Source organism: Brevibacterium sp. 2SA (assembly GCF_005502845.1).
GTDB lineage: Bacteria > Actinomycetota > Actinomycetes > Actinomycetales > Brevibacteriaceae > Brevibacterium.
This window is the reverse complement of the sequence record NZ_SCMW01000001.1, coordinates 87396-113677: the sequence shown is the minus strand read 5'-3', so window position 1 is coordinate 113677 and position 26282 is coordinate 87396. Positions and strand designations below refer to the sequence as shown.

Annotated in this window: 26 protein-coding genes; all 26 read right to left on the bottom strand. The window is 70.6% G+C overall.

Annotation, left to right across the window (positions count from 1 at the left end; genetic code table 11):
- Positions 1–127: 127 nt before the first annotated feature.
- The 26 genes from FFS20_RS00515 to pyrR all read right to left on the bottom strand — a co-directional run bounded on the left by FFS20_RS00515 (position 128) and on the right by pyrR (position 26280).
- The gene (locus FFS20_RS00515; protein ID WP_181365627.1) at positions 128–793 is read right to left on the bottom strand and encodes a Trp biosynthesis-associated membrane protein; all 666 of its coding nucleotides are present in this window, start codon (positions 791–793) and stop codon (positions 128–130) included.
- Positions 790–2328 carry an anthranilate synthase component I gene (trpE, locus tag FFS20_RS00510; RefSeq protein WP_137823983.1) on the bottom strand — a complete coding sequence of 513 codons (1539 nt, stop codon included), beginning with the start codon at positions 2326–2328 and terminating at the stop codon, positions 790–792. Before trpE ends, FFS20_RS00515 begins: the two co-directional genes overlap by 4 nt.
- Complete coding sequence (gene hisI / locus FFS20_RS00505; RefSeq protein ID WP_137823982.1) at positions 2309–2677, bottom strand: phosphoribosyl-AMP cyclohydrolase; 369 nt, start codon at positions 2675–2677, stop codon at positions 2309–2311. Before hisI ends, trpE begins: the two co-directional genes overlap by 20 nt.
- Positions 2674–3438 carry an imidazole glycerol phosphate synthase subunit HisF gene (hisF, locus tag FFS20_RS00500; RefSeq protein ID WP_137823981.1) on the bottom strand — a complete coding sequence of 255 codons (765 nt, stop codon included), beginning with the start codon at positions 3436–3438 and terminating at the stop codon, positions 2674–2676. Before hisF ends, hisI begins: the two co-directional genes overlap by 4 nt.
- Before the next feature lie 18 nt (positions 3439–3456).
- Entirely contained in the window at positions 3457–4959 is a 1503-nt protein-coding gene (locus FFS20_RS00495) for a carboxyl transferase domain-containing protein (protein ID WP_137823980.1), read from the bottom strand.
- Between the two features lie 4 nt (positions 4960–4963).
- Positions 4964–6199, bottom strand: coding sequence for a CoA transferase (locus FFS20_RS00490; protein WP_137823979.1), 1236 nt, complete (start codon positions 6197–6199; stop codon positions 4964–4966).
- Between the two features lie 2 nt (positions 6200–6201).
- On the bottom strand, positions 6202–6663 hold the full coding sequence (locus tag FFS20_RS00485; RefSeq protein WP_137823978.1) for a PH domain-containing protein: 462 nt from the start codon (positions 6661–6663) through the stop codon (positions 6202–6204).
- A complete protein-coding gene (hisG, locus tag FFS20_RS00480) occupies positions 6644–7483 on the bottom strand; it encodes an ATP phosphoribosyltransferase (protein ID WP_137823977.1) in 840 nt (279 codons plus the stop codon). The genes FFS20_RS00485 and hisG overlap by 20 nt, the downstream gene beginning before the upstream one ends.
- 28 nt (positions 7484–7511) lie before the next feature.
- Positions 7512–7775, bottom strand: a complete 264-nt coding sequence (locus FFS20_RS00475; RefSeq protein WP_137823976.1) for a phosphoribosyl-ATP diphosphatase — start codon at positions 7773–7775, stop codon at positions 7512–7514.
- Positions 7776–7820: 45 nt separating this feature from the next.
- On the bottom strand, positions 7821–8498 hold the full coding sequence (locus FFS20_RS00470) for a nicotinamide mononucleotide transporter family protein (RefSeq protein ID WP_137823975.1): 678 nt from the start codon (positions 8496–8498) through the stop codon (positions 7821–7823).
- A 24-nt stretch (positions 8499–8522) separates the two neighbouring features.
- A complete protein-coding gene (rpe, locus tag FFS20_RS00465) occupies positions 8523–9185 on the bottom strand; it encodes a ribulose-phosphate 3-epimerase (protein WP_137823974.1) in 663 nt (220 codons plus the stop codon).
- Position 9186: 1 nt separating this feature from the next.
- Positions 9187–10560 (bottom strand): transcription antitermination factor NusB, encoded by a 1374-nt coding sequence (locus FFS20_RS00460; protein ID WP_137823973.1) that lies wholly within the window; start codon positions 10558–10560, stop codon positions 9187–9189.
- 1 nt (position 10561) lies between these two features.
- On the bottom strand, positions 10562–11653 hold the full coding sequence (locus FFS20_RS00455; protein ID WP_212743265.1) for a methionyl-tRNA formyltransferase: 1092 nt from the start codon (positions 11651–11653) through the stop codon (positions 10562–10564).
- 31 nt (positions 11654–11684) lie between these two features.
- On the bottom strand, positions 11685–13784 hold the full coding sequence (locus tag FFS20_RS00450) for a primosomal protein N' (RefSeq protein WP_137823972.1): 2100 nt from the start codon (positions 13782–13784) through the stop codon (positions 11685–11687).
- 2 nt (positions 13785–13786) lie between these two features.
- Positions 13787–14989 carry a methionine adenosyltransferase gene (gene metK / locus FFS20_RS00445; protein ID WP_137823971.1) on the bottom strand — a complete coding sequence of 401 codons (1203 nt, stop codon included), beginning with the start codon at positions 14987–14989 and terminating at the stop codon, positions 13787–13789.
- A complete protein-coding gene (coaBC, locus tag FFS20_RS00440; RefSeq protein ID WP_137823970.1) occupies positions 14986–16272 on the bottom strand; it encodes a bifunctional phosphopantothenoylcysteine decarboxylase/phosphopantothenate--cysteine ligase CoaBC in 1287 nt (428 codons plus the stop codon). The genes metK and coaBC overlap by 4 nt, the downstream gene beginning before the upstream one ends.
- Complete coding sequence (rpoZ, locus tag FFS20_RS00435; RefSeq protein WP_137823969.1) at positions 16269–16616, bottom strand: DNA-directed RNA polymerase subunit omega; 348 nt, start codon at positions 16614–16616, stop codon at positions 16269–16271. Before rpoZ ends, coaBC begins: the two co-directional genes overlap by 4 nt.
- On the bottom strand, positions 16617–17180 hold the full coding sequence (gmk, locus tag FFS20_RS00430) for a guanylate kinase (protein ID WP_137823968.1): 564 nt from the start codon (positions 17178–17180) through the stop codon (positions 16617–16619).
- An 18-nt stretch (positions 17181–17198) separates the two neighbouring features.
- Positions 17199–17510, bottom strand: coding sequence for an integration host factor, actinobacterial type (mihF, locus tag FFS20_RS00425; RefSeq protein ID WP_137823967.1), 312 nt, complete (start codon positions 17508–17510; stop codon positions 17199–17201).
- A 175-nt stretch (positions 17511–17685) separates the two neighbouring features.
- Positions 17686–18549, bottom strand: coding sequence for an orotidine-5'-phosphate decarboxylase (gene pyrF / locus FFS20_RS00420; RefSeq protein WP_137823966.1), 864 nt, complete (start codon positions 18547–18549; stop codon positions 17686–17688).
- Positions 18549–21824 (bottom strand): carbamoyl-phosphate synthase large subunit, encoded by a 3276-nt coding sequence (carB, locus tag FFS20_RS00415; protein ID WP_137823965.1) that lies wholly within the window; start codon positions 21822–21824, stop codon positions 18549–18551. The genes pyrF and carB overlap by 1 nt, the downstream gene beginning before the upstream one ends.
- Before the next feature lie 9 nt (positions 21825–21833).
- Positions 21834–22973 (bottom strand): glutamine-hydrolyzing carbamoyl-phosphate synthase small subunit, encoded by a 1140-nt coding sequence (gene carA / locus FFS20_RS00410; RefSeq protein ID WP_137823964.1) that lies wholly within the window; start codon positions 22971–22973, stop codon positions 21834–21836.
- Positions 22970–23464 (bottom strand): hypothetical protein, encoded by a 495-nt coding sequence (locus FFS20_RS00405; RefSeq protein ID WP_137823963.1) that lies wholly within the window; start codon positions 23462–23464, stop codon positions 22970–22972. The genes carA and FFS20_RS00405 overlap by 4 nt, the downstream gene beginning before the upstream one ends.
- Positions 23449–24759 (bottom strand): dihydroorotase, encoded by a 1311-nt coding sequence (locus FFS20_RS00400; protein ID WP_137823962.1) that lies wholly within the window; start codon positions 24757–24759, stop codon positions 23449–23451. Before FFS20_RS00400 ends, FFS20_RS00405 begins: the two co-directional genes overlap by 16 nt.
- On the bottom strand, positions 24752–25732 hold the full coding sequence (locus FFS20_RS00395) for an aspartate carbamoyltransferase catalytic subunit (protein WP_137823961.1): 981 nt from the start codon (positions 25730–25732) through the stop codon (positions 24752–24754). Before FFS20_RS00395 ends, FFS20_RS00400 begins: the two co-directional genes overlap by 8 nt.
- Entirely contained in the window at positions 25729–26280 is a 552-nt protein-coding gene (gene pyrR, locus FFS20_RS00390) for a bifunctional pyr operon transcriptional regulator/uracil phosphoribosyltransferase PyrR (protein WP_137823960.1), read from the bottom strand. Before pyrR ends, FFS20_RS00395 begins: the two co-directional genes overlap by 4 nt.
- Positions 26281–26282: the final 2 nt, after the last annotated feature.

Genomic DNA, 26282 nt, shown 5'->3' with positions numbered 1-26282 from the left:
CATGTCCGAGGTGGTGAGTTCGCATCGACGCGACCGGCGGGCCAGGGTCGGGGCAGGATCGTCATGTCCGAGGTGGTGAGTTCGCCTCGGCGCGAGCGGCGAGACGTGGCAGACGCCACACGCAACCTCAGCGGCGGCTCGTCGGGCCCTCGTCGCTGCGCGGGGACTCATCCTCCGCCGTCTCCGCGGCCTGCGCATCCGCCGCCTCCGCCTCCGCGGTCTGCGCGTCCACTGACTCCGCGTCCTGCTCGTCCGCGGATTCCGCGTCCGCCGCCTCGGCGCCGGTCCCCTCGCGTCCGGTCTCCACCTCGTCCCCACGGGAGAGCGCATCCCACGTCGCGGCCGAGTCGAACTCGCCGCCGGCGCCCTCGGCGCTGCGGGCGTACCGGTTCGACCCCGTCCAGGCCCGGGAGGCGTAGGCGACCCAGCCGATGACGACGACGCCGACGACGGCGGCGAGCAGCGCGACGATCGGCCATGAGGTCGCCCCGGGGGCACCGATCGCGGTGATCGCGCTCACCCCGTAGCCGAGTGCCGCGAGCTCCGCGAGACCGAAGATGACGAACCGGCCGATGCGCCCGAACATCGCCGAGAGCAGCCCGCACACGGCGATGATCGCCACGCATGCGGTGGCCACGGGCGAGGCCTGCGTCGTCTCGGCCTGACCGGGCATCGCGACCCCCGCGGGACCGAGAGTCTCGCTGCTCGCGCCCGCCTGCCATGTGGCCAGGGTGATCGCCCACATGCCGGCGGCGACGACGAGGACGAGGAGGACTCCGCGGGATTTCGTCATCGTGCTCCTTCCGTCAGGCGCTGGACCCGACCGGCGGCTGCGGCGGCCGCGAGCACCGCGGCCGCCTTGGTCTCCGACTCACGATACTCCGTCTCCGGTTCGGAGTCGGCGACGATCCCGCCGCCGGCGAAGACGCTCATCACTCCCCGCGCGAGCACCCCGGTGCGGATGGCGATCGCGAGATCGAGGTCACCGGTGAACGAGAGGTAGCCGACGACTCCCCCGTAGAGTCCGCGCCCGACGACTTCGAGCTCGTCGATGATCTTCAGGGCCCGCGGCTTCGGCGCCCCGGAGAGGGTGCCGGCGGGAAACGTCGCCCGCAGCACGTCGATGCCGTCGTGGCCCTCGGCGACCTCGCCACGCACGGTCGAGGAGATGTGCATGATGTGGCTGAAGCGCTCGATGTCCATGAAGGTGCTGACGTCGACCGTGCCCGCGGTGCAGACCTTCGCGAGGTCGTTGCGGGCGAGGTCGACGAGCATGAGGTGTTCGGCGCGCTCCTTCTCATCGCGGAGCAGCTCCCGGGCGAGCCGGTCGTCGTCCTCCGGGGTCGCGCCGCGGGGACGCGACCCGGCGATGGGGTGGGTGACGACGGTGCCGGAGCGGACCGTGACGAGAGCCTCGGGCGAGGAGCCGATGATGCTCACCGGCTGCCCGTCGGCGTCGTGGAGGCCCAGCAGGTACATGAACGGCGAGGGATTGGAGTGCCGGAGCATGCGGTAGACCATGAGCGGGTCGGCGTCGCAGTCGGTGTCGAAGCGCTGGCCGAGGACGACCTGGAAGATCTCCCCGTCGACGATGTCCTGCTTCGCGCGCGCGACACCGGCGAGGTATTCCTCCCGGGGTGTGCGGGTGCGCACCTGCGGTGTCGCGGGGCCGGGGACGACCGCCTCGGCGAGGGCGGGACGGGACAGCCGGGCGAGCATCGCCTCGATCCGCGCCACCCCGGAGGCGTAGGCCTCGTCGATGCCGGTGTCGGCCCCGTTGACGTTGACGACGTTGGCGACGAGGGTGAGCGTGCCCGAGTAGTGGTCGTAGACGGCGATGTCGCCGGGGATCATCAGCTGCACGGTCGGCAGGCGGTGCTCGTCGGGATTGGCGGGCCCGAGCTTCTCGAACTCCCGGATGATGTCCCACCCGAAGTACCCGACGAGGCTCGAGACCATCGGCGGGAGATCGCTCGTGTCGATCTTCAGCAGCTCGAGGGTCGCCGAGACCGCGTCGAGGACGCTGCCGGTCTCGGGCACCCCGACCGGCGGAGTGCCGGTCCAGGTGAAGCCCTCGGGAGTGGTGATCAGCGTCGCCACGGGGGCGGAGCCGATGAACGAATAGCGCGCCCAGGCCCCGGCCTCGGCGGATTCGAAGAGGAACGACCCGGGACCGCCGTCGGTGAGCTTCCGGTAGAGGCTCAGAGGCGTGTCGGTGTCGGCGAGGACCTCGGTGTGGACGGGCACGAGCCGGTGGTCGGCGCCGGCGGCGCGGAACTCGGTGAGGCTCGGGCGGATGGTCAGCGGCTCAGTCGTGCGCGTCGTCACTGATCGTCCTTCCGGTGAAGCAGGTTGCGGTCAGCGTGTGGCAGGCCGGACCGGTCTGGTCGACGGTCATGAGGAGGGCGTCGGCGTCGCAGTCGAGGGCGAGCGAGCGCAGCGCCTGGGTGTTGCCCGACGTCTCCCCCTTGACCCAGTGCTCCTGCCGGGACCGCGACCAGTAGACGGCACGGCGTTCGGTCAGCGTCCGCTCGACGGCGGTGCGGTCCATCCACGCGAGCATGAGGACATCGCGCGTCGTCGCCTCCTGGACGACGACGGGGATGAGGCCGCCGGGCCCGAAGCTGATGATCTCGCGCCAGTTCTCCGGCGTCGCGTCGATCTGCTGCTGACTCATCGGACATCGAACCCTTCTGCGCGCAGTGCGTCCTTGACCTCGGCGATGGTGAGCGTCCCGAAGTGGAACACGCTCGCGGCGAGCAGGGCATCGGCCCCGGCCCGCACGGCGGGGGCGAAGTGCTCGACCTTCCCGGCGCCGCCGGAGGCGATGAGCGGGACGCCCACGGCCTCGCGGGCGGCGGCGATGAGTTCGAGGTCGAAGCCCTCACGGGTGCCGTCGGCGTCGATCGAGTTGAGCAGGATCTCCCCCACCCCCCGGTCGGCGGCCTCGCGGATCCAGTCGATCGCGCAGCGGCCCGTGCCCTCGCGCCCGCCGCGGACGGTGACCTCGAAGCCCGACGGGGTCGTCGTGTCCCGGGTGCGCCGGGCGTCGAGGGAGAGGACGAGCACCTGGTTGCCGAAGTGCCGGGAGATGTCGCTGATGAGCTGCGGGTCGACCACCGCTGAGGTGTTGACGGAGATCTTGTCGGCGCCGTCGCGCAGGAGGCGGTCGACGTCGTCGACGCTGCGCACTCCCCCGCCGACGGTGAGCGGGATGAACACCTGTTCGGCACTGGCCCGGACGACGTCGTGGACGGTCTCCCGGTTGCCGCTGCTCGCGGTGACGTCGAGGAACGTCAGCTCGTCGGCCCCGGACTCGCCGTAGACGCGTGCGAGTTCGACCGGGTCTCCGGCGTCCCGGAGGTCGGCGAAGCGCACGCCTTTGACGACGCGTCCCTCATCGACGTCGAGGCACGGGATGACTCTCACGGCAACCATGGTTCTCTTCTCTCTTCGCTAGATCCCGAGCGCGCGGTAGCGCTCCATGCGGCGGGCCAGACGGCGCTGCGACTGGGCCCGCATGAGCTCGATGAGCTCGAATTCGAGGGTCTGTCCGACCCGGGCGACGAAGTCGAGGGGTTCGTCGCTGGCATCGGGATGTTCGGCGATGATCCGGTCGACGACTCCTGTGGCGAGCAGCTGGGGAGCGTGGACGCCCTGGCTCTGCGCCATCTGCGGGGCGAAGTCGGTCGTCCGGTGGACGATCGCCGAAGCGCCCTCGGGCGGCAGCGGGGAGAGCCACCCGTTCTCGGCGCTGAGCACCCGGTCGGCGGGGATGAGCGCAAGCGCCCCGCCGCCCGAGCCCTCCCCGAGGATGAGGGAGACGGTGGGCGCGTCGAGGTTGGCGAGTTCGGCGAGCGAGCGCGCGATCTCTCCGGCCATCCCGCCCTCCTCGGCGGATTGGGACAGGGCGGCGCCGGGGGTGTCGATGACGGTGACGAGCGGCAGGTCGAGCTCCCTGGCCAGCCGCATGCCGCGGCGGGCCTCCCGCAGCGCTGCCGGACCGAGCGGTGCCCGCGAGTCCTGCCGGAAGCGGTCCTGGCCGAGGACGATGCACGGGGCGGAGCCGAACTTCGCGAGCGCGAGCAGCAACCCGGGATCCTTCTCGCCCTCACCGGTGCCGTTGAGCGGGAGCACCGTGTTCGCCGCGGTGCGCAGGAGATCGCGCACCCCGGGACGTTCGGGACGGCGGGACCGGGTGATCGCCGCCCACGCATCGGATTCGGGGTCGGTCGTCTCCGGGCGGGTGTCCGGGTCGGGCACGCGCGGGGGCACCTCCTTGGCGCCCATGAGGACGTCGAGGACCCGGGAGACCGTCGTCTGGATCCGCTCGGGACCGATGACGGCGTCGATGATCCCGTGCTTGTGGAGGTTCTCCCCGGTCTGCACACCCTCGGGGAACGCCTCGCCGTAGAGGGCTTCGAAGACGCGGGGGCCGAGGAAGCCGATGAGGGATCCGGGTTCGGCGACGGTGACATGGCCCATCGAGCCCCACGAGGCGAACACGCCGCCGGTCGTGGGGTGGCGGAGGTAGACGAGGTAGGGCAGACCGGCCCGGCGGTGGGCGACGACGGCGTTCGTGATCTTGACCATCGAGAGGAACGCGACGGTGCCTTCCTGCATCCGGGTGCCCCCGGAGGCGGGACCGGCGAGCAGCGGCAGGCCCTCGAGCGTGGCCCTCTCGATCGCGTCGACGAGCCGCTGGGCGGCGGCGACGCCGATCGATCCGGCGAGGAACCGGAACTCTCCGGCGACGACGGCGACCCGCCGGCCGCCGATCGTGCCTTCCCCGGTGATGATCGCCTCGTCGACCCCGGACTTCTCGCGGGCCGCGGCGAGTTCGGCCGCGTAGGCCTCGGAGATGCCGCCGGCAGGGGTGATGGGGGCCTCGTCCCAGGAGACGAACGACCCCTCATCGACGACGATGTCGACGAGTTCGTGCGCATTCAGCCTCGCCATCGTCTCACTCCTCGTCCGCAGTCGCCGAGGCGGTCGCCGGCTCACCGGTCAGCCAGGCCGCGATCGCCTCGGCGTCCTCATCGAGCAGCGGCGGGGCGTCGTGGGACGTCTTCGTCGTCTCGACCTCGCCGTCGGCTCCCGTGTCGAAGAATCGCAGCGGGGGTCCGGGCAGGTCGATGTCGCCGAGCACCGGGTGGTCGACGGAGACCTTGAGTCCCTGGCTCAGCGCCTGCTCCCAGTCGTAGACCTCGGCGAGGGTGCGCACCGTGCCGGCGGGGATGCCCGCGGCGCTGAGCTTCTCGAGCAGCTGCGCGGACGTGAAGTCGGCGAAGCGGGATTCGATGAGGGCGATGACGGCCGGACGGTTGGCCACGCGCTCGGCGTTGTCGGCCATTCCCGGGGTGGCCGGGTCGATGTCGAAGGCCGCGGCGAACTTCTGCCAGAGGCTCTCGTTGCCCACGGAGATCTGCACGGCCCCGTCCTGGGAGGCGAAGAGGCCGTACGGGGACAGCGACGGGTGGTGGTTGCCGCCGGGCTGCGGGTTCTCCCCGGCCACGGTGGCCCGGGTTCCCTGGAACGCGTGGACGCCGACCATGCCGGCGATGAGCGAGGTGCGCACGATCTTCCCGCGTCCGGTGCGCTCGCGCTCCAGCAGGGCGGCGAGAACCCCGTAGGAGCCGTAGATGCCGGCGAGGAGGTCGGCGATCGGCACGCCCACCCGCTGCATGTCCTCCGGCCCGGACCCGGTCAGGGACATCAGCCCGGCTTCGCCCTGGGCGATCTGGTCGTAGCCGGCCCGGGCGGCCTCCGGCCCGTCGTGGCCGAAGCCGGTGATCGAGAGGATGACGAGGCGCGGGTTGATCTCCAGGCACGTGGCCGGGGAGAACCCGAGGCGGTCGAGGACCCCGGTGCGGAAGTTCTCGATGAGGACGTCAGCACGGGCGATGAGCGCCCGCAGCGTGTCCTTGCCGGTCTCGGATTTGAGGTCGAGGGCGATCGACTCCTTGTTCCGGTTCGCCGAGAGGAAGTACGTCGCCTGCGGGTCGTCGGCGGGACCGACGAAGGGCGGCCCCCACGAGCGGGAGTCATCGCCGCGGCCGGGGTTCTCGACCTTGATGACCCGGGCGCCGAGGTCGCCGAACATCATTCCCGCGTGCGGTCCCGCGAGCGCGCGGGAGAGGTCGATGACGGTGTAGCCGCTCAGCGGCCCCTCACCTGTGGCCGGTGCGTCGTCGAACATGCCTAGTCCTCCTCATATGTGGTCCATGTGGTCACGAGCTTACGCAGTCGGGCGACCTCGTCGTACGCGCGGGGGCCGTCGGCGTGCTGGATGGCCATGACCGCGCACGTCGAGCCGTCGGCGAGGTCGAGGATCGCCCACGGGTCGTCGCCGTACGTCGAGAACGTCACCCCGAGGATCTGGCCCCAGCCGAAGCGGCGTGTGCGCACGATGTTGCGCACCGTCAGCCCCGCCTCGTCGGGACGGGCCTCGATGCTGCCGACCCGCAGGAGCGCTGCGGAGAAGAGGACGCCGAGGAGGTTCATCCACACGACGTCGAACCACGTCCACGGCCGCCAGTCGACGACGAGGAGGGCGACGGAGAGCACCGCGAAGCCGACGAAGACGACGCCCGCGCCGACGAAGCCGAGCGCGCGGACCCGCCGGGGCCGGAAGACGGCGAACTCAGATGCGGCAGGCGCCAATGGTCGTCACCAGGATCGCACGCGCACCGACCGCGTAGAGGCGGTCCATGACGTTGTTCACGGACTTCGCCTCGACCATGACCCGCACGGCCACCCAGCCGGTCTCCTGCAGCGGGGAGACCGTCGGCGATTCGAGCCCCGGGGTCAGACTGATCGCCTCGGGCACGAGGCGCTCTTCGATGTTGTAGTCGACGAGCACGTACTGGCGGGCGACCATGACGGATTCGAGGCGGCGCTTGAGCACCTCGATCGAGGCGTCGGCGCCGTCGCGCTGGACGAGGACTGCCTCGGACTCGAGCATCGGCTCCCCGAAGGTCTCGAGGCCCGCCGCCCGCAGGGTGCTGCCGGTCTCGACGACGTCGGCGACGGCATCGGCGACGCCGAGCTGGATCGAGACCTCGATGGCGCCGTCGAGCTGGACCGTCTCAGCCGTGATGCCCCTGGCGTCGAGGTCGGTCTGAACGAGGTGCGGGAAGCTCGTGGCGATCCGCTTGCCGGCGAGCTCGGCGACGCTGGAGTAGCGGCCGCGCTCCCCGGCGTAGAAGAAGCGGGAGTTCCCGAAGCCGAGGCCGATGACCTCTTGGGCCGTCGCCTGGGATTCGAGGAGGAGGTCGCGGCCGGTGATCCCGGCATCGAGGATTCCGGAGCCGACGTAGACGGCGATGTCGCGGGGGCGCAGGTAGAAGAACTCGACCCCGTTCGTCTCGTCGCGGTGGACGAGGGTCTTCGATCCGCGCCGGGTCGAGTACCCGGCTTCGCTGAGCATGTCGGTGGCGGCTTCGGACAGGATGCCCTTGTTGGGCACGGCTACACGCAGCATGGCGTCCTTTGCGAGGAGGAGAGGAAGGTCACAGGTGGGCGTTGACGTCGTCGAGGCTTAAGTCCTTGGCGATCATGAGCACCTGGAGATGGTAGAGCAGCTGGGAGATCTCCGCGGCGAGGTCGTCCTGCGTCTCGTACTCCGCGGCCATCCACACCTCGGCGGCCTCCTCGACGATCTTCTTCCCGATCGCATGGACTCCCGCGTCGAGTTCGGCGACGGTCTTCGATCCGGCGGGCCGGTCGAGGGACTTGGCGAGGAGTTCAGCGTAGAGAGAGTCGAAGGTCTTCACGTGATCCAGGGTAGACCATCGCCGCTGCGTGCCCTGACCGGGGTCTCAGGTCCCGGACGCGGCATCGGGGCCGCGGGTGATGTCGGTCGCACCGGTGTGCGGGGCGGAGATCGTCTGCTTCGAGCGCTTCGACCAGTCGAGGAAGCCGATGACGACCATGACGAGGAAGATGAGGTAGACGGCGCCGGAGAAGACGAGTCCCCCGGCCACGGCCAGCGGGATGCCGACGAGGTCGACGGCGAGCCAGACGAACCAGAACTCGACGATCGCCCGTCCCTGGGCGTACATCGCCACGAGGGAGCCGATGAAGATGTAGGCGTCCGGGTAGGGGTTCCACGACCAGCCGCCGACGGAGAGGATGTACCCGAAGACGGCGGTGCCGATGACGAGGGCGGCGATGAGCCCGATCCGCTCCTTCCACGTCGCCCACCGGACGACGACCTCCCCCTTCGCTTCCCGCGACTTCCGCCACTGCGTCCATCCCCACACGGCGGCGACGATGATGACGACCTGGCGGGAGGCGTTGCCGCCGAGGCCGGCCGAGAGCGACGCGGAGAAGAGGAGGATCGATCCGAGGATCTGCACCGGCCAGGAGAGGATGTTGCGCCTAAGGGCGAGGACGACGGTGGCCAGCGCGCAGATGTTGCCGAAGAGATCCGAGTACGGCACGGGTTTGCCGAGAAGCTCGAAGGCCGGGGTGTTGAGCCAGGTGAGGAATTCCATGATGTGCCTCGGATCGCAGGTCGGTCAGTGGGTGTGGGCGGCGGCGAGGCTGCGGAGCTCGGCGATCGCGGCGCCCGCATCCTCGGCGCTGTAGACGGCGGATCCGGCGACGAGGACGTCGGCGCCGGCGTCGACGACGCGCTCGACCGTCGCGGCGGAGACTCCGCCGTCGACCTGCAGCCTGATCTCGAGTCCGGAGGCGGAGATCGCCTCCCGGGTGCGGGCGATCTTCGGCAGGCACACGTCGAGGAACTTCTGCCCGCCGAAGCCGGGTTCGACGGTCATGATGAGGATCTGGTCGAATTCGGGCAGGAGGTCGATGTAGGGCTCGATCGGGGTCGCGGGCTTGAGCGCGAGGCTCGCCTTCGCCCCCAGCCGGCGCAGCTCCCTGGCCAGCCGCACGGGAGCCGCGGCCGCCTCGGCGTGGAAGGTCACCGAGGCGCACCCGAGCTCGGCATACACGGGCGCGTTGCGGTCGGCATCGGCGATCATGAGGTGCGCGTCGAGCGGGATCGGGCTGATCGCCTGGATCCGCTCGACGACGGGAGGCCCGAAGGTGAGATTGGGCACGAAGTGGTTGTCCATGACGTCGATGTGGGCCATGTCCGCCGTCGCGATCTTCGCAAGCTCCCCGCGGAGGTCGGAGAAGTCGGAGGAGAGGATGCTCGGGTTGATCTCGATCGCCATATCAGTTCGCCTTCTTCAGCAGGGCCAGGAACATTCCGTCGGTGTCGTGGACGTGGGGCCACAGCTGCGCGAAGCGGCCGTCGCCGCGGCTGACCGAGGCGAAGGAGTCGGCCTCGGCGCCGGTGACGGCGGCGAGCACGGCCGGGGTGTCGAGGATCTCGACGTCGTCGCCGGTCTCCTTCCGCCGCCGGCGGAGGACGTCGTCGACGACGAGGACGGTCTCCGCATAGTGGGGTGAGCACGTCGAGTACGCGACGACGCCGCCGGGTGCCGCCGCGTCGAGGGCGGCGGTGAGGATCTCCCGTTGGAGCGCGGCCAGGGCGTTGACGTCGTCGGGGCTGCGCCGGTAGCGGGCCTCCGGCCGGCGCCGCAGCGCTCCGAGGCCGGTGCAGGGGACATCGACGAGGATCTTCGCGTACGGGCCCTCGGCGTCCCGGGCGTCGGCGACGCCGACGGTGACGTTCTCAAGGGCCTGGGTCGAGGTCTCGACGAGGGACGCCCGGTGCGGGCTCGAGTCGAAGGCGTCGAGGGTCTCCCCCGCGGTGCGGGCACGGGCGGCGAGGACGGCGGCCTTCCCGCCGGGGCCCGCGCAGAGGTCGGCCCACGTCCCGTCCGGGGCGGCCGCCTCGGCGAGTGCCAGGGCAACGAGGGCCGAGCCTTCGTCCTGGACCCGGGCGAGACCGTCGGCGACGGCGGGGATGTCCTTGGGTACGGCCGTCTCGAGGTGGACGCCGAGCGGGGAGAGCGGAGTCGGGGTGCCGGGCAGGTCGCTGCGGTCGAGCAGTCCCGGCAGGGCGGTGACAGCGACCTGGGCCGGGGTGTTGTCGGCGGTGAGCAGCGCGTCGAGTTCGCCGGCGTCGCGGCCGTGGCCCTTGAGCGCCTGGGTGAGCGCGCGGACGATCCATTCGGGGTGGGAGCTGGCGATCGCCTGCCGGGCGGTCTCCGAGCGCCCCTGCCCGATCCGGTCGAGCCAGGTCTGCCGGTCGGCTTCGGAGACACGCCGCAGCACTGCGTTGACGAAGCCCGCGGTCTTCGGGGCCGCGTATTTGACGACACCGACGGTCTCGGACAGCGCGGCGTGGTCGGGCACGCGCATCGCGAGGATCTGGTGGGCGCCCATCCGCATCGCCGCGAGCGGCTCGGGGTCGATCTGCGTCACCGGCCGCCCGGCGGCGTGCGCGATGACGGCGTCGTAGAACTCCTGTCCGCGCAGGGTGCCGTACGTGAGTTCGGTGGCGAACGCGGCGTCCGGGGGGCTCAAGTGCGTGCGCGCGATCTTCGCCGGCAGCAGGAGGTTCGCGTACGCGTCCTTCGTGTCGACGTCGGTGAGCACCTCCCACGCGAGCCGGCGGGGCAGGTTGGGCTTCGCGGCCATCTCAGGCCTCCTTGCTCGTCGTGGCGCGGCCGGCATCGGTCGATGCGTCGGCGTCGGTCGGTACGGCGGCGTCGGCCGGTGCGTCGGCGGCGACGGCGTCGATGCGGACGTCACCGTGTCCGCGCAGGTAGTCGGCGGCGACGGCGTCGATGCGGACGTCACCGTGTCCGCGCAGGTAGTCGGCGGCGCTCATGCGGGGTTTGCCGAAGGGCTGGATCTCACTCACCTGCAGCCAGCCGTCCCCGACCCCGAGCACGGCGGCTCCGTCGCGGGCGGTGAGCAGGCCGATATCCGCCGAGGCGGTCGGGGCCTGGGTCCCGGCGGCATCGCCCCCCACCGGGGCGAGGCCGAAGAGCTTCGTCCGCTTCCCGTCGACCGTCACCCACGGTCCCGGGGCGGGGCTGACCCCGCGGGAGCGGGCGATGACCTCGGCAGCGGGACGGGTGAGGTCGAGGTGGGCGTCGGCGGCGGTGATCTTCTCGGCATGGCTCGGCTGGGAGCCTGTGGCGATGAGCGCGTCCTGCGAGGTGAAGACCGCGGTGCCGGCGGCGAGATCGTCGAACGCGGCGACGAGTTCGCCGGCCCCGACCTCGGCGTAGGCGGCCAGTGCTGCGGCGGCGTCGGGCTGATCGAGCGGCAGGGTGCGGGTGCGCACGACATCACCGGTGTCCATGCCGGTGTCGATGCGGAAGACGCTCACCCCGCTCGTCGTCTCCCCCGCGATGAGCGCGCGCTGGACGGGGGCGGCCCCGCGGTGGGCGGGCAGGAGCGAGAAGTGGAGGTTGAACCAGCCGAGTCGCGCCGTCGACAGCGCCGCCGGTCCGGCGATGGCGCCGTAGGCGACGACGGCGACGGCATCGGCCCCGATCTCCCGCAGCTGCCCGATGACGTCCCCGCGCAGACGGTCGGCTTCGATGACGGGCAGTCCGAGTTCGAGCGCCCGGGCCTTGACGGGTGAGGGGGTGAGGACGCGCTTGCGGCCGACCGGGGCGTCGGGACGGGTGAGCACCGCGCGGACCGTGTGGGCGGAGGCGACGAGCGCCTCGAGCGCGGGAACGGCGACCTCCGGGGTGCCGGCGAAGACGATATCCACAGAAAGTGATTGTACGTCGTGGGGACCCGGCTCAGAGCGACCGGGGATCGTCGATGCGCACCCGCACCTGCGGCAGCTTCTTCGCCGACCGCGCCGCCGTCGTCTCGGCCAGGCGCGTGCCGATGTGGGGGCCGGCGGCGATCGGGAAGGCGGCGACGACGCGCTGGCCGTCCTCGTCGTCGTCGCGGATGAGTTCGGTGAGCTCCGGGACCGCGGCGAGCACGGCGTCGATCTCGGTGCCGGGACCGGTGAGTTCGACGATTCGGCGGTACGGCGGGAACCCGAGTTCGCGGCGGTCGGCCAGCGATCGCGTCATCGTCACGGCGGGGTCGAAGGTCGTCAGCGCCCCGCGGATCGTCTCATCGGCATCACCGAGGTAGACGACTCCCCCGTCGGTGCGCGACCGGACGAGGGAGGCCGCCCGCATCCGCCGCCGCACCCCTTCGTCGCTCGCTCGCATCCACGGGCCCGGCCACAGGGTGTCGAGGAGGATCCCTGCGGCGTAGCCGCCGATCGCGTAGGGTTCGGCCCCGGTCGTCGCGACGACGACGCGGGGGGCGAAGTCGAGGGCGACGGGGATGTCGTCGCCCCCGGATTCGACGATCTCGATGCCCGGCAGCGCCTTCGTCAGCTCCTCGACGGTGCGGGTGCGTCCGCGCACGATCGAGCGCACCTGGTGGGAGTGGCAGCGCGCGCACGTGAAGGTCTCCGAGTGGTAGCCGCACGTCCGGCAGGCGAAGGGGCCGACCTCGGACTGGGTCGACAGCGGAGATTCGCACACCGGGCAGCGGGCCGTCTCCTGGCACCGTGCGCACGCGAACACCGGGTAGTAGCCGCCGCGGGGGACCTGAACGAGGACAGGACCGGGTGTGCTCCCGTCCCGGGGCTTCAGCGCCGAGCGCATGATGTCCCACGCCCGGGTGGGGATCCGCTGCCACGCGAAGGGGTCGCGCTCCTCGTCGGGGACGATGACGAGCGGTGAGGAGCTGCGGCGGGCCGCGGCGGCGGGGCTGATGTCGCGCAGCCACCCGATCTCGACGAGTCGCTCGACCTCGGCGCTGCGGTCGGTCGAGGCGAAGAGCAGGCCGGTCTCCTCGAGGTTCGACCGGAGCAGGCTGACCTCCCGCGCGTGCGGGTAGGGGGCGTGCTGGTCGAGGTAGTTCTGGTTGGCGTCGTCGAGGCAGATGATGACGCCGAGGTCAGTAAGCGGGGCGAAGGCGGCGGCGCGGGTGCCGATGATCAGCCGGGTGTCGCCGAGGAGGCCGCGCAGCCACGCCGCCCACCGCTGCTCCGGTGACTGGTCGGCGTGGAGGGCGGTGTACTCGGTGATCTCTCCACCGCGGGCGATCTCGGCGTCGAGCGCTGCCGAGAGCACCGCGATCTCCCGGTGGTCGGGGACGAGCCAGAGCACAGCGGCCCCCCGGGCCAGAGCGGCCTGCGCGGCACGCAGTCCTGCGGTGATCCACCCGAGGCCGGGGGTGGTGCCGGGAGTGAAGGTGAGCGCGAGGCGCGCACGGTCGGACCCGGCGGCACCGGGATCGCCGTCGGTCACCTCGGTGCCGGCCTCGATGACCCACTCGCCGAGCGCGTCGACGACCGGGGTCTCCTCGGGGGCGTCCTCGTCCGCTCCGGGCTCGTCTCGGCTGCGCCCGTCCCGGCCGGGCCCGCCTCCCGCGGACTTCCCGGCGGTCTGCGCCGTCTGCCGCTCCTCGATCGCGTGGAGCACGGCCTTCTCCGCGCGGGCGTGGCGCGGTGGGATCGCAAGCCGGAGCACATCGGGCAGGGTGCCCGCGTAACGGGTGGCGACGGCCTCGCAGAGTTCGAGGAAGGATGGGGTGAGCACGGGCAGCGGGCTCGTGATCCGTTCGATGACGGCGAGCGGACCGATGTGGTCGCTCTCGTCCGCGCGTTCGAGGATGAACCCGTCACGGAGCCGGCCGGCGAACTTCACGCGCACCCGCACCCCCGGCTGCGCCGCCTCGGCGAGCTTCTCCGGGACGGCGTAGTCGAAGGCGCGCGCGAGATGCGGGACCGGATGGTCGACGAGGACGCGGGCGACGGGCGCGTCCGGGGCGAGCGGCACCTGCCCCACAGCGGTGGTGCCGGTCGCGATGGGAAGGGGCTCGTCCACTCTCAGTGCGCGGACACGGCGCGCAGCAGGTCGTCGGCGCGGTCGGTCCTCTCCCACGTGAAGTCGGGCAGCTCACGACCGAAGTGACCGTAGGTCGAGGTCTGCGAGTAGATCGGGCGGAGCAGGTCGAGTTCGCGGATGATCATCGCCGGGCGCAGGTCGAAGACCTCGCGGATGGCCTTGGTGATCGCTGCGGGATCGACCTTCTCGGTGCCGAAGGTCTCGACGTAGAGGCCCATCGGGTCGACCCTGCCGATCGCGTAGGAGACCTGGACCTCGGCGCGGTCGGCCAGTCCCGCGGCGACGATGTTCTTCGCCACCCAGCGCATCGCGTAGGCGGCCGAGCGGTCGACCTTCGAGGGGTCCTTGCCGGAGAACGCGCCGCCGCCGTGGCGGGAGAAGCCGCCGTAGGTGTCGACGATGATCTTGCGTCCCGTCAGTCCCGCATCGCCCATCGGGCCGCCGGTGACGAAGGGTCCGGCGGGGTTGATGTGGATCTTCTCATTGCCGCGGTCGAGTCCCGAGGCCTCGGCGATGGGGCCGACGACGAATTCCTTGATGTCGGCCTGGAGCTGGTCCTGGGAGACGTCGGCGGCATGCTGGGTGGAGACGACGATGTTCTCGAGCGAGACCGCGGTGTCCCCGTCGTAGCCGATCGTCAGCTGGGTCTTGCCGTCGGGGCGGAGGTAGGACAGCTCCCCGGACTTGCGGACGGCGCTGAGCTTCTCGGCCATCCGGGAGGCGAGGTGGATGGGCAGGGGCATGAGGACATCGGTCGCATTGTCGGCGTAGCCGAACATCAGCCCCTGGTCGCCGGCGCCCAGCGACGAGCCGTGGTCGGTCTCGAGCGCCTCGCGGAAGTCGAGCGGGTTCGTCACCCCGGAGTGGATGTCGAGGGACTGGCTGCCGATCGAGACCGACACACCGCACGAATGACCGTCGAAGCCGGTGTCTGAGGAGTCGTAGCCGATCCCGGTGATGAGGCTGCGGACGATGCCGGCGACATCGGCGTACGCGTCGGTGTTGACCTCACCGGCGACGTGGACGAGTCCGGTCGTCACCATCGTCTCGACGGCGACCTTCGCGTTCGGATCCTTGGAGAGGAGGTCGTCGAGCACGGCGTCGCTGATCTGATCGCAGATCTTGTCGGGGTGGCCTTCGGTGACGGATTCGGAGGAGAAGTAGCGCAGTTCGGATGTACTCACGGCGTCGATTCTACTGGGGTGATGCGGCGGGCGATTTCGGCAACGACCTTTTGCGCAACATCGTCCTTCGTGCCCGCCAGCGTCGCCGCGTCGACGACGTCGGAAGCGCCGTCCCCGGCGGCGAGGATGACGACCTCGGTGACATCGTGGCCGAAGGCGCGGTCGGCGGAGACGTCGTTGAAGACGAGGAGGTCGGCACCCTTGCGGCGGAACTTCGCCTCCGCGTACTCGTGTGCGGAGTGGGCGGCGTCGCCGGTCTCGGCGGCGAAGCCGACGATGAACTGGCCGGGCCGGCGGTCGGCGACGAGCCCGGCGAGGACGTCGGGGTTCTGGACGAGTTCGATGCTCATCCCCTCGTCCCCGGACTTCTTGAGCTTCGCATCGGCGAGCCGGGCCGGCCGGAAGTCGGCGACGGCGGCGGCCATGATGATGATGTCCGCGTGCTCGGCGGCTGTGGCCATCGCGGCCTGGAGGTCAAGCGTCGACTCGATCGGGGTCACGGTGATGCCGGCGGGCAGGTCGGCCAGCAGTCCGGAGTCGACGTGGGCGGCGACGAGTTCGACCCGGGCGCCGGCGGCGAACGCGGCGCGGGCCAGGGCGATGCCCTGCTTGCCCGAGGAGCGGTTGCCGAGGAATCGGACGGGGTCGAGCGCCTCCCGGGTGCCCCCGGCGCTGACGACGACGCGCTTGCCGCTCAGGGAGCCCGCGGAATCGGTGCGGTCCGTGCCGGACCCGGCAGTGCCGGTCTCAGTCGTGCCTCCTTCGGCGGCGGCGAGGGCGAAGGCGACGATCTCCTCGGGTTCGGGCAGGCGTCCGGGCCCGGAATCGGGTCCGGTGAGGCGGCCGACAGCGGGGTCGAGGACGTGCACCCCGCGCTCGCGCAGCGTCGCGATGTTCGCGACCGTCGCAGGGTTGTGCCACATCTCCGTGTGCATCGCAGGCGCGACGACGATCGGCGCCGTCGTCGTGAGCACCGAGGCGGTGAGCAGGTCGTCGGCGAGGCCGGCGGCGATCTTCGCGATCGTGTTCGCCGTGGCCGGGGCGACGATGAGGAGCTCTGCCTCATGGCCGATGCGCACATGGTTGACCTTGTCGACCTCGTCGAAGACGTCGGTGGTCACCGGCTGTCCCGACAGCGCTTCGAAGGTCGGGGCGCCGACGAACTTCAGGGCGTCAGCGGTGGGCACGACCGTGACGGTGTGCCCGAGCTCCCGGAGGCGCCGGATGACGTGCGCCGATTTGTAGGCGGCGATCCCACCGGCGACTCCGAGGACGATTCTCACTGGTCGCTGAAGTCGATCGCGCCGTCGGTGCTCACGGGCGCCTCGGTGGTCTCCTCGACGGTCGGCGTCGCGAAGTCGGCTTCGCTGATCTCACGGGAGACGATCTTGCCCTCGTTGATCTCGCGCAGGGCGATCGACAGGGGCTTCTCGTGGGGTTCCGGGGTGACGAGCGGTCCGACGTTCTCGAGCAGACCCTCCTGCAGCTGTGCGTAGTAGGAGTTGATCTGGCGCGCACGCTGAGCGGCGACGGACACGAGTTCGTACTTCGAGCCGGTGACGGTGAGGAGTTCGTCGATCGGCGGATTGGTGATGCCTTCGGGCTGAGCAGGCAAGGGGTGTCCCATCTAATCGAGTGTGGATATACCCATCAATTGTATGAGTTCTTCTGCCGCAGTGCGAACACTGTCGTTGACGATGGTGACGTCGAACTCGGATTCCGCGGCGAGTTCGGCCCGCGCGGTGGTCAGCCGCCTGGCCTGCTCCTCGGCGCTTTCGGTGCCGCGCCCGGTGAGCCGGCAGACGAGTTCGTCCCAGGTCGGCGGGGCGAGGAAGACGAAGAGGGCGTCGGGCATCTTCGCCTTGACCTGGCGCGCCCCCTGCAGGTCGATCTCGAGCAGGGAGGGGATGCCGTCGGCGAGGTGCTGCCGCACGGGACCCGACGGGGTGCCGTAGCGGTGTCGGCCGTGGACGACGGCGTACTCGAGCATCTCGTCGCGGGAGATGAGTCCGTCGAACTCGTCGTCGGAGACGAAGTGATAATGAACACCGTCGATCTCACCGGGGCGTCGCGGCCGCGTCGTCGCCGACACCGAGAACCAGATCTCGGGGTGGTGCTGTCTGATATAGGAGCTGATGGTGCCTTTTCCGACCGCGGTGGGTCCCGCGAGAACGGTGAGTCGAGTGTTCACAGATCTAAAGTGTCACACTCAGGAGTATTTCTCCAACAGGGCGTTCTTCTGGTGCACGCCGAGGCCCTTGATGCGCCGCGATGAGGCGATCCCGACCTCTTCCATCGCCGCTTCGGCCCGGCGATCGCCCACTCCGGGCAGCGACCGGAGGAGGTCGAGCACGCGCATCTTCGCGAGTGCTTCGTCCTTCCCTGCCTTCTTGAGCACTGCCGCAAGATCGGTCTCGCCGCTCTTGAGGGCCGACTTCACCTCGGCGCGCACCTGTCGAGCCTTGAACGCTTTGTCAAGAGCGGCCGAACGCTGTTGCGGGGTCAATGGTTCGAGTGCCACATTATCTCCTCTGTCACCATGAACGGGCAGGTAGGGAAGTTGCTTCAGTCTAAAACACAAACCATGACAACCGACACAGCGCAGGGAAGAAAATCCGCGCCCCGGCCCAGCCGTGCGGCAGGGCAGGGGCGCGTGCGGAGCCGATCAGCCTCCGGGCGGATTCCGGCGGGCGCCGTCAGGCGGGTGCCGTGAGCGACGCGTTGAGGCTGCGGGCCGCCTCGGCGAGACCGGTCGGTCCGGCGGCGAGCACGGCGCGGGAGACGGCGACGACGACCTGGTGGCGCGCGAGCGCCGCTGCCCCGAAGACGTCGAGGAGTTCGTCCCGGCCGGCCCCCTGCGCCCCGACGCCGGGGGTGAGGAGCGGTCCCCCGCAGGCGCTCGGATCGAAGCCGAGGTCCCGCGCGGCCGACCCGATCGTCGCCCCGACGACGAGGCCGAAGGGGCCGAGCTCACCCGCTCCCCCGGTGAGCTCCGCGTTGCGGGCGGCGACGGCGGCGGCCACGGACCCCGCGACGGAGTCGCCGAAGTCGGGGACGCCTGAACCGGTGCGGGCGTGCTGGATGTCCGCGCCCTCCGGGTTCGAGGTGAGCGCGAGGACGAAGAGGCCCCGATCGTGGGCGGCGGCGAGGTCGAACGCGGCGGCCAGGGCACCGACGCCGAGGTAGGGCGAGACCGTGATGGCGTCGGCGGACAGGGGTGAGTCGGGCAGCAGATGGGCCTCGGCGTAGCCGGCCATCGTCGAGCCGATGTCCCCGCGCTTGACGTCGAGGATCGTCAGCAGCCCCTGCTCCCGGCACGCCGCGACGGTGTCCTCGAGGGCGGCGACACCGGCGGAGCCGAAGCGCTCGAAGAACGCGGCCTGCGGTTTGACCGCGGCGACCGTCCCCGCGAGCGCCTCAACGGTGCGCAGCCCGAACTCCCGGACGCCGGCGGCGCTGCGCGGCAGCCCCCACGCCTCCAGGAGATGGTCGTGGGGGTCGATGCCCACGCACACGGGACCGTGCGCGGCCATCGCCGCGGTGAGCCGGGTGGAGAACATCACGCGCTCCAGTCCTGGAGGCTGCGCACGCCGAAGGTCTTGTCGCGGACGACGTGGAGCGAGGTCACGGCGGCGGCGAACTCGGCGATCGTCGTGATGAGCGGCACCGAGTTCGCGGTCGCCGCGGCACGGATCTCGTAGCCGTCGGCGCGCTCCTGGCGGCCCGAGGGCACGTTGATGACCATGTCGATCGTCCCAGCGGCGAGGTAGTCGAGGACCGTGCGGTCCTCGGCGTCGGCCTCGAAGTGCTTGTGGACCTGCGAGGTCGCGATGCCGTAGCGGGAGAGCACGGCGGCCGTGCCCGTCGTCGCGACGACGTCGAAGCCGAGGTCGACGAGCTCCTTGACCGGCAGCACCATGGCCCGCTTGTCGCGGTCGGCGACGGAGACGAAGACCGTGCCCGAGGTGGGCAGTTTGATCGAGGCGCCGAGCTGGCCCTTGGCGAACGCGGTCGGGAAATCGTGGTCGATGCCCATGACCTCGCCGGTCGAGCGCATCTCGGGGCCGAGGATCGAATCGACGACCTTGCCCTCGACGGTCCGGAACCGACGGAACGGCAGCACGGCCTCCTTGACGGCGATCGGGTGCTCGAGCGGCAGGGTCGAGCCGTCGCCGGTCTCCGGCAGGAGATCGCCGCGCAGGTCGGCGATGGTCCGGCCCACGGCGATGAGCGCGGCGGCCTTCGCCAGCTGCGTCGACGTCGCCTTCGAGACGAACGGCACGGTGCGCGAGGCGCGCGGGTTGGCTTCGATGACGTAGAGGACGTCGGCGGTGATGGCGAACTGGATGTTGAGCAGGCCGCGGACGCTCACGCCTTCGGCGATCGCCCGGGTGGCCTGCCGGACGCGGTCGAGGACATCCTCGCCGAGGGTGAGCGAGGGCAGCACGCACGCGGAGTCGCCGGAGTGGATGCCGGCCTCCTCGATGTGCTCCATGATGCCGCCGATGAAGATGTCCTCACCGTCGTAGAGGGCGTCGACGTCGATCTCAATGGCGTCCTCGAGGAACCGGTCGACGAGGACGGGCCGGTCGACGGAGACCTCCGTGGCGGTGGCCATGTAGTCGAGCAGCTGCGTGCGGTCGTAGACGATCTGCATGCCGCGGCCGCCGAGGACGTAGGAGGGGCGCACGAGCACGGGGTAGCCGATCTCCGCGGCGATCGCGGCGGCCTGGGCGGCGGTGACGGCGGTGCCGTGCTTGGGCGCGGTCAGCCCCGCCCGGTCGAGGACGGCGCCGAACTCGCCGCGGTCCTCGGCGAGGTCGATCGCCTCGGGCTGGGTGCCGAGCACCGGCACGCCCGCCGCCTTGAGCTGGTCGGCGAGTCCGAGCGGAGTCTGCCCGCCGAGGGTGCACACGACGCCGGCGACGGGGCCGGCGGCGAGTTCCGCGTGGTAGACCTCCATGACGTCTTCGAATGTCAGCGGTTCGAAGTAGAGGCGGTCGGCGGTGTCGTAGTCGGTCGAGACGGTCTCGGGGTTGCAGTTGACCATGACGGTCTCGAAGCCTGCCTCCCCGATCGCCATCGTCGCGTGGACGCACGAGTAGTCGAATTCGATGCCCTGACCGATCCGGTTCGGGCCCGACCCGAGGATGAGGACGGCGGGACGCTCCCGCGGGGCGACCTCGGTCTCGGCGTCGTAGCTCGAGTAGTGGTACGGGGTGTGGGCTTCGAACTCTCCCGCGCACGTGTCGACGGTCTTGAAGACGGGGCGGATGCGCAGGGCGTGGCGGATGCCGGTGACGACCTCGGTGGTGAGGCTGCGCAGGCCGGCGATCTGCTCGTCGGAGAACCCGTGGTTCTTCGCGACCCTGAGCACTTCGGCGTCGAGCTCGTCGGCGTCGGCGATGAACTGCGCGACCTCGTTGATGAGCTCGATCTGGTCGAGGAACCACGGGTCGATCCCGCAGGCCTCGTGGACCTCCGCATTGGTCAGGCCCGCGGCGAGCCCGCGCTGGACGGAGTGGATGCGATCGGCGGTGGGGTGGGCGATCCGCTCGAGGAGGGCCTCGCGCACCTCGTCGTCGCTGATGTCGGGCAGGTCCGACCAGTCGAACGAGGAGTCCTTCTGCTCCATCGAGCGCATCGCCTTCTGCAGGGCGGTCGTGAAGTTGCGGCCCAGCGCCATGACCTCGCCGACGGATTTCATCGTCGTCGTCAGGGTCGGGTCGGCGGCAGGGAACTTCTCGAAGGTGAAGCGCGGGATCTTGACGACGACGTAGTCGAGCGTCGGCTCGAAGCTCGCCGGGGTGACCTTCGTGATGTCGTTGGGGATCTCGTCGAGCGAGTAGCCGACGGCGAGTTTGGCCGCCATCTTCGCGATCGGGAAGCCTGTGGCCTTCGACGCCAGCGCCGAGGACCGGGAGACCCGCGGGTTCATCTCGATGACGACGATGCGCCCGGTGGCCGGGTCGACGGCGAACTGGATGTTGCAGCCGCCGGTGTCGACGCCGACGGCGCGGATGATGTCGATGCCGATGTCGCGCATCGTCTGGTATTCGCGGTCGGTCAGCGTCAGCGACGGGGCGACGGTGATCGAGTCACCGGTGTGGACGCCGACGGGGTCGACGTTCTCGATCGAGCACACGACGACGACGTTGTCCTTGTGGTCGCGCATGAGCTCGAGCTCGTACTCCTTCCAGCCGAGGATCGACTCCTCGAGGAGGACCTCGGTCGTCAGCGAGTCCGAGAGCCCGGCGCCGGCGATGCGGCGCAGGTCGGTCTCGTCGTAGGCCATGCCCGACCCGAGGCCGCCCATCGTGAAGGAGGGACGGACGACGAGCGGGTAGCCGAGCTCTTCGGCCCCGGCGAGTGCCTCGTCGAGGGTGTGGCAGATGACGGAGCGGGCCACCTCGGCGCCGCATTCCTCGACGATGTCCTTGAACTTCTGGCGGTCCTCGCCGCGCTGGATCGCGTCGACGTCGGCGCCGATGAGCTCGACGCCGTACTTCTCGAGCGTACCGGCGTCGTGGAGGGCGATCGCGGCGTTGAGCGCGGTCTGTCCGCCGAGGGTCGGCAGGAGGGCGTCGGGGCGCTCCTTGGCGATGATCGACTCAATGATGTCGGGGTCGATCGGTTCGACGTAGGTGGCGTCGGCGACGTCGGGGTCGGTCATGATCGTCGCGGGGTTCGAGTTGATGAGGATGACGCGCAGGCCCTCGGACCGGAGCACGCGGCACGCCTGGGTGCCGGAGTAGTCGAACTCGCAGGCCTGTCCGATGACGATGGGACCGGAGCCGATGACGAGGACGGATTCGATATCGCTTCTCAGTGGCATGGGGTCTCCTTAGGCGCGGGCGGACATGAGGTCGACGAACCGATCGAACAGGTAGCTCGAATCGTGGGGCCCGGCCGCTGCCTCGGGGTGGAATTGGACGGAGAACGCGGGGATGTCGAGGCACTGGAGTCCCTCGACGACGTCGTCGTTGAGGCACACGTGGGACACGGCGACGCGGCCGAAGGCCGGGTCGGCCGGAGCCGTGGTCTCCCCCTCGAGCGGGGCGTCGACGGCGAAGCCGTGGTTCTGGGCGGTGATCTCGACCTTCTCGGTCGTCCGGTCGATGACGGGGACGTTGATGCCGCGGTGGCCGAAGGGCAGCTTGAACGTGCCGAAGCCCAGGGCCCGGCCGAGCAGCTGGTTGCCGAAGCAGATGCCGAAGAACGGGATCCGCGCGGTCAGCACCTGCCGCAGCAGCGTGACCTGGTCGTCGGCGGTCGCGGGATCGCCGGGGCCGTTGGAGAAGAACACGCCGTCGACGCCGAGGGCCTCGATCTCGGCGAACGTCACCGAGGCGGGCAGGACGTGGACGTCGATGCCGCGTTCGGCCAGGCGCTGCGGGGTCATCGCCTTGATGCCGAGGTCGACGGCGGCGACGCTGAACTTCGCCTGACCGACAGCGGGCACGAACTCCGGTGCGGAGACGCTGACCTCCTCGGCGAGCCGGGCTCCGGCCATCCGCGGGGTCTCGAGCACGGTCTGAAGCATGACGGTCGGGTCGAGCTCCGCGGCGGGACCGGAGAAGATCCCCATCCGCATCGCGCCCTTGTCCCGCAGGTGGAGGGTGAGCGCCCGGGTGTCGACGTCGCTGATGCCGACGATGCCATCGGACTTCAACCGCTGTTCGAGGTCGCCCTCGCTGCGCCAGTTCGACGAGACGCGGGAGGCGTCTCGGACGACGTAGCCGGCGGCCCAGAAGCGGCGGGACTCGTCGTCGGCGGCGTTGACACCGGTGTTGCCGATGTGGGGTGCGGTCTGGATGATGATCTGCCGGTGGTAGGACGGATCGGTCAGGGTCTCCTGGTAGCCGGACATCGCGGTGACGAACACCGCTTCGCCGACGGTCTGGCCGATCGCGCCGTAGGCGGATCCGGTGAATGTGCGGCCGTCTTCGAGCATGAGGACGGCGGGAGTGGTGGACAGTCTCATGGTGCCTCTACGATCATCTCTCTGATGCGGTTGACGGTGGGCGCGGTGTCGGCGGAGTACCGGGCGCGGAAGCCCGTGTCGACGAGGGTCTCCCCGAGCCTCCAGGTGATGCGGACGATGCCGCCGCGTTCGACGAACTTCCCGATCATCCCCGAGGTGGTGTCGACGGAGACGATGTCGGAGCGTGGGATGATGAAGTCCTCCCGCCCGGCGAGGTCCATGATCACCCCGGCGTCGGTGACGACGAGCTCTCCGCTGGTGCGGATGCCGAGCCCGTGGACGGCGACGCGGTCGAGCGGGTTGCCGGCCGTCGTCGTCGAGACGTACGAACCGGCCACGGGGTCGGCGATCGGGGTGATGCCGAGGCCGGGCTTGACGGGGGCGGCGACGTCGGTCTGTCGGCTCTTGCGCCGCGACCAGCCCCAGGTCAGTGCCAGGAGGATGAGGAGGAGGATGCCTGCGATGATGAGGACGCTCACTGTTCGGTCCATGACGCTCCTGCCGGATGGGGGGTGGTGAGTTCGCCGTCTGCGAGCACGCGGTGCCCGTAGAAGAACGTGTCGGTGATCGCGGTGGCGACCTCGAGACCGGCGAAGGGATTGTTCCTGCCCTTCGTCGCGTGGTCGGCCGGGACGATCGTGTGCGGGGCGTTCGGGTCGATGAGCACGAGGTTCGCGCTCGCGCCCGTCTCGAGGCTGCCGTGGCCGGTGGCGCCGGTGATCCGGGCCGGTGCCTGGGACATCACCCGGGCGATGTCGCCGAAGTCGAAGTCGTAGTCGCGCATCGCCTCGACGACGATGGGCAGGGCGGTCTCCATGCCGACCATGCCCATGGCCGCGGCCGACCATTCGCTGCACTTGTGTTCGGCGGTGTGCGGGGCGTGGTCGGTGCCGATGACGTCGATCGTGCCGTCGGCCAGCGCCTCCCGCAGGGCTGTGACGTCGCGCTGCGTGCGCAGCGGCGGGTTGACCTTGTAGACGGGGTCGAAGGTGCGCACGAGTTCGTCGGTGAGCATGAGGTGATGCGGCGTGACCTCGGCGGTGACCTGGACTCCGCGGGACTTCGCCCAGCGGACGGTGTCGACGCTGCCGGCGGTGGAGACGTGGCAGATGTGGAGGCGGGAGCCGACGTGTTCGGCGAGCAGCACGTCGCGGGCGATGATCGACTCCTCGGCGACCGCCGGCCAGCCGGGCAGGCCGAGTTCGGCCGAGACCACGCCCTCGTTCATCTGCGCGCCCTCGGTGAGCCGGGGCTCCTGCGCGTGCTGGGCGATGACGCCGTCGAAGGTCTTGACGTATTCGAGGGCCCGGCGCATGAGCAGCGGATCGGAGACGCAGATCCCGTCGTCGGAGAAGATCCGCACACGAGCCTCCGAGCGGGCCATCGCGCCGAGTTCGGCGAGCTGCCTGCCCTCGAGTCCGATGGTCACGGCGCCGATGGGCACGACCTCGGTGAAGCCGGCGCTGCGGCCCAGCCGGTGGACCTGTTCGACGACGCCGGCGGTGTCGGCCACGGGGGCGGTGTTCGCCATCGCGTGGACGCACGTGTACCCGCCGGCGGCGGCGGACCGGGAGCCGGTGAGCACCGTCTCCGCGTCCTCCTTGCCGGGTTCGCGCAGGTGGGTGTGCATGTCGACGAGGCCGGGCAGGGCGATGAGCCCGGTGGCGTCGATGACCTCGGGATCGGGCCCGAGGAGCTCGGGGTCGACGAACGCGCCCTCGGAGATCGCGATGTCGGCTGGGCCGCGGCCGAGCACGTCGGCGCCTGTGATGAGGTAGTCAGTCAATGGTCTCCTCCTGACCGGTCAGCAGGCGGTAGAGCACCGCCATGCGCACGCTCACACCGTTCTCGACCTGGTCGAGGACGAGGGCGCGGGGTGAGTCCGCGGCGGCCGCGGAGATCTCGAAGCCCCGGTTCATCGGTCCGGGGTGCATGATGAAGGCGGATTCCGGCAGAGCCCGCAGGCGGGCCTCGCTCAGTCCCCACAGGCGCGCGTACTCGCGGGCGTTGGGGAAGAACGACTCGTGCATCCGCTCGTGCTGGACGCGCAGCATCATCACCGCGTCGAAGTCCTGGCCGGCGATCGCCTCGTCGAGGTCGTAGTGGATCGTCACCGGCCACGTCTCCGCGCCCCACGGCAGGAGCGTGGGCGGGGCGATGAGGTGGACATCGGCACCGAGGCGGTCGAGCAGGTGGACGTTCGACCGGGCCACCCGGGAGTGGAGGATGTCGCCGACGATCGCCACGGTGGCGCCGTCGAGGCCCTTCCCGCGGGGTCCGTCCTTGACCGCCCCCGAGGCGGGGAAGCCGCCGAGCGCCCGGCGCAGGGTGAAGGCGTCGAGCAGGGCCTGCGTGGGATGTTCGTGGGTGCCGTCCCCGGCGTTGACGACGGGGACGTCGATCCAGCCGGTGTCGGCGAGGCGCTGCGCGGTGCCGGCGGCGGAGTGGCGCACGACGATCGCGTCGGCGCCCATCGCGGAGATCGTCTGGACGGTGTCCTGGAGGCTCTCGCCCTTCGACACCGAGGATCCCTTCGCAGAGAAGTTGAGGACGTCGGCGGACAGGCGCTTCGCGGCGGCTTCGAAGGAGAGCCGGGTGCGGGTCGAGTCCTCGAAGAAGAGGTTGACGACGGTGCGGCCGCGCAGCACGGGCAGCTTCTTCACCTCGCGCTGCCCGACCTGGGCCATCTCCTCGGCGATGTCGAGGATCGCGACGGCGTCCTCGCGGGTCAGCGACGCGGTGTCGAGGAGATGCTTCATTCGCGGCCTCCGGAGATCGTCACGGCGTCGGTTCCGTCGATCTCGGCGAGCGAGACGTTGACGCGTTCGCTGCTCGAGGTGGGGAGGTTCTTGCCGACGTGGTCGGCGCGGATCGGCAGGTCCCGGTGGCCGCGGTCGACGAGGACGGCCAGGCGCACCTTGGCGGGGCGACCGAGGTCGGAGAGCGCGTCGAGGGCGGCCCGGATCGTCCGGCCCGAGAAGAGGACGTCGTCGACGAGGACGACGGTGGTCCCGTCGATGCCCTCTCCGGGGATGTCGGTGGGGGCCGGTGCCCGGTAGGCGTTCGAGCGCAGGTCATCGCGGTACATCGTGACGTCGAGGCTGCCGACGAGTCCCGGAGCACCCTGCGGACGGTCGGAGATGTCGGCGATGAGCTCACCGAGGCGCGTGGCCAGGGGGACTCCGCGGCGGGGAATGCCGAGGAGGACGAGATCGTCGGTGCCTTTGTTGCCTTCGATGATCTCGTGGGCGATGCGGGTCATCGCCCGCCGCATGTCTGCGGCATCGAGCACTGTTCGCTCAGTCATAT

Excerpts from the sequence above, each read along its gene's own strand:
- pyrR (WP_137823960.1), bottom strand. The coding sequence starts at position 26,280 with ATGACTGAGCGAACAGTGCTCGATGCCGCAGACATGCGGCGGGCGATG.
- hisG (WP_137823977.1), bottom strand. The coding sequence starts at position 7,483 with ATGCTGCGTGTAGCCGTGCCCAACAAGGGCATCCTGTCCGAAGCCGCC.
- FFS20_RS00495 (WP_137823980.1), bottom strand. The coding sequence starts at position 4,959 with ATGGCGAGGCTGAATGCGCACGAACTCGTCGACATCGTCGTCGATGAG.
- hisI (WP_137823982.1), bottom strand. The coding sequence starts at position 2,677 with ATGAGTCAGCAGCAGATCGACGCGACGCCGGAGAACTGGCGCGAGATC.
- rpoZ (WP_137823969.1), bottom strand. The coding sequence starts at position 16,616 with ATGGGACACCCCTTGCCTGCTCAGCCCGAAGGCATCACCAATCCGCCG.
- FFS20_RS00515 (WP_181365627.1), bottom strand. The coding sequence starts at position 793 with ATGACGAAATCCCGCGGAGTCCTCCTCGTCCTCGTCGTCGCCGCCGGC.
- FFS20_RS00405 (WP_137823963.1), bottom strand. The coding sequence starts at position 23,464 with ATGGACCGAACAGTGAGCGTCCTCATCATCGCAGGCATCCTCCTCCTC.
- FFS20_RS00470 (WP_137823975.1), bottom strand. The coding sequence starts at position 8,498 with ATGGAATTCCTCACCTGGCTCAACACCCCGGCCTTCGAGCTTCTCGGC.
- FFS20_RS00490 (WP_137823979.1), bottom strand. The coding sequence starts at position 6,199 with ATGTTCGACGACGCACCGGCCACAGGTGAGGGGCCGCTGAGCGGCTAC.
- rpe (WP_137823974.1), bottom strand. The coding sequence starts at position 9,185 with ATGGCGATCGAGATCAACCCGAGCATCCTCTCCTCCGACTTCTCCGAC.
- FFS20_RS00395 (WP_137823961.1), bottom strand. The coding sequence starts at position 25,732 with ATGAAGCATCTCCTCGACACCGCGTCGCTGACCCGCGAGGACGCCGTC.
- FFS20_RS00460 (WP_137823973.1), bottom strand. The coding sequence starts at position 10,560 with ATGGCCGCGAAGCCCAACCTGCCCCGCCGGCTCGCGTGGGAGGTGCTC.
- carA (WP_137823964.1), bottom strand. The coding sequence starts at position 22,973 with ATGAGACTGTCCACCACTCCCGCCGTCCTCATGCTCGAAGACGGCCGC.
- hisF (WP_137823981.1), bottom strand. The coding sequence starts at position 3,438 with ATGGTTGCCGTGAGAGTCATCCCGTGCCTCGACGTCGATGAGGGACGC.
- carB (WP_137823965.1), bottom strand. The coding sequence starts at position 21,824 with ATGCCACTGAGAAGCGATATCGAATCCGTCCTCGTCATCGGCTCCGGT.
- pyrF (WP_137823966.1), bottom strand. The coding sequence starts at position 18,549 with ATGTTCTCCACCCGGCTCACCGCGGCGATGGCCGCGCACGGTCCCGTG.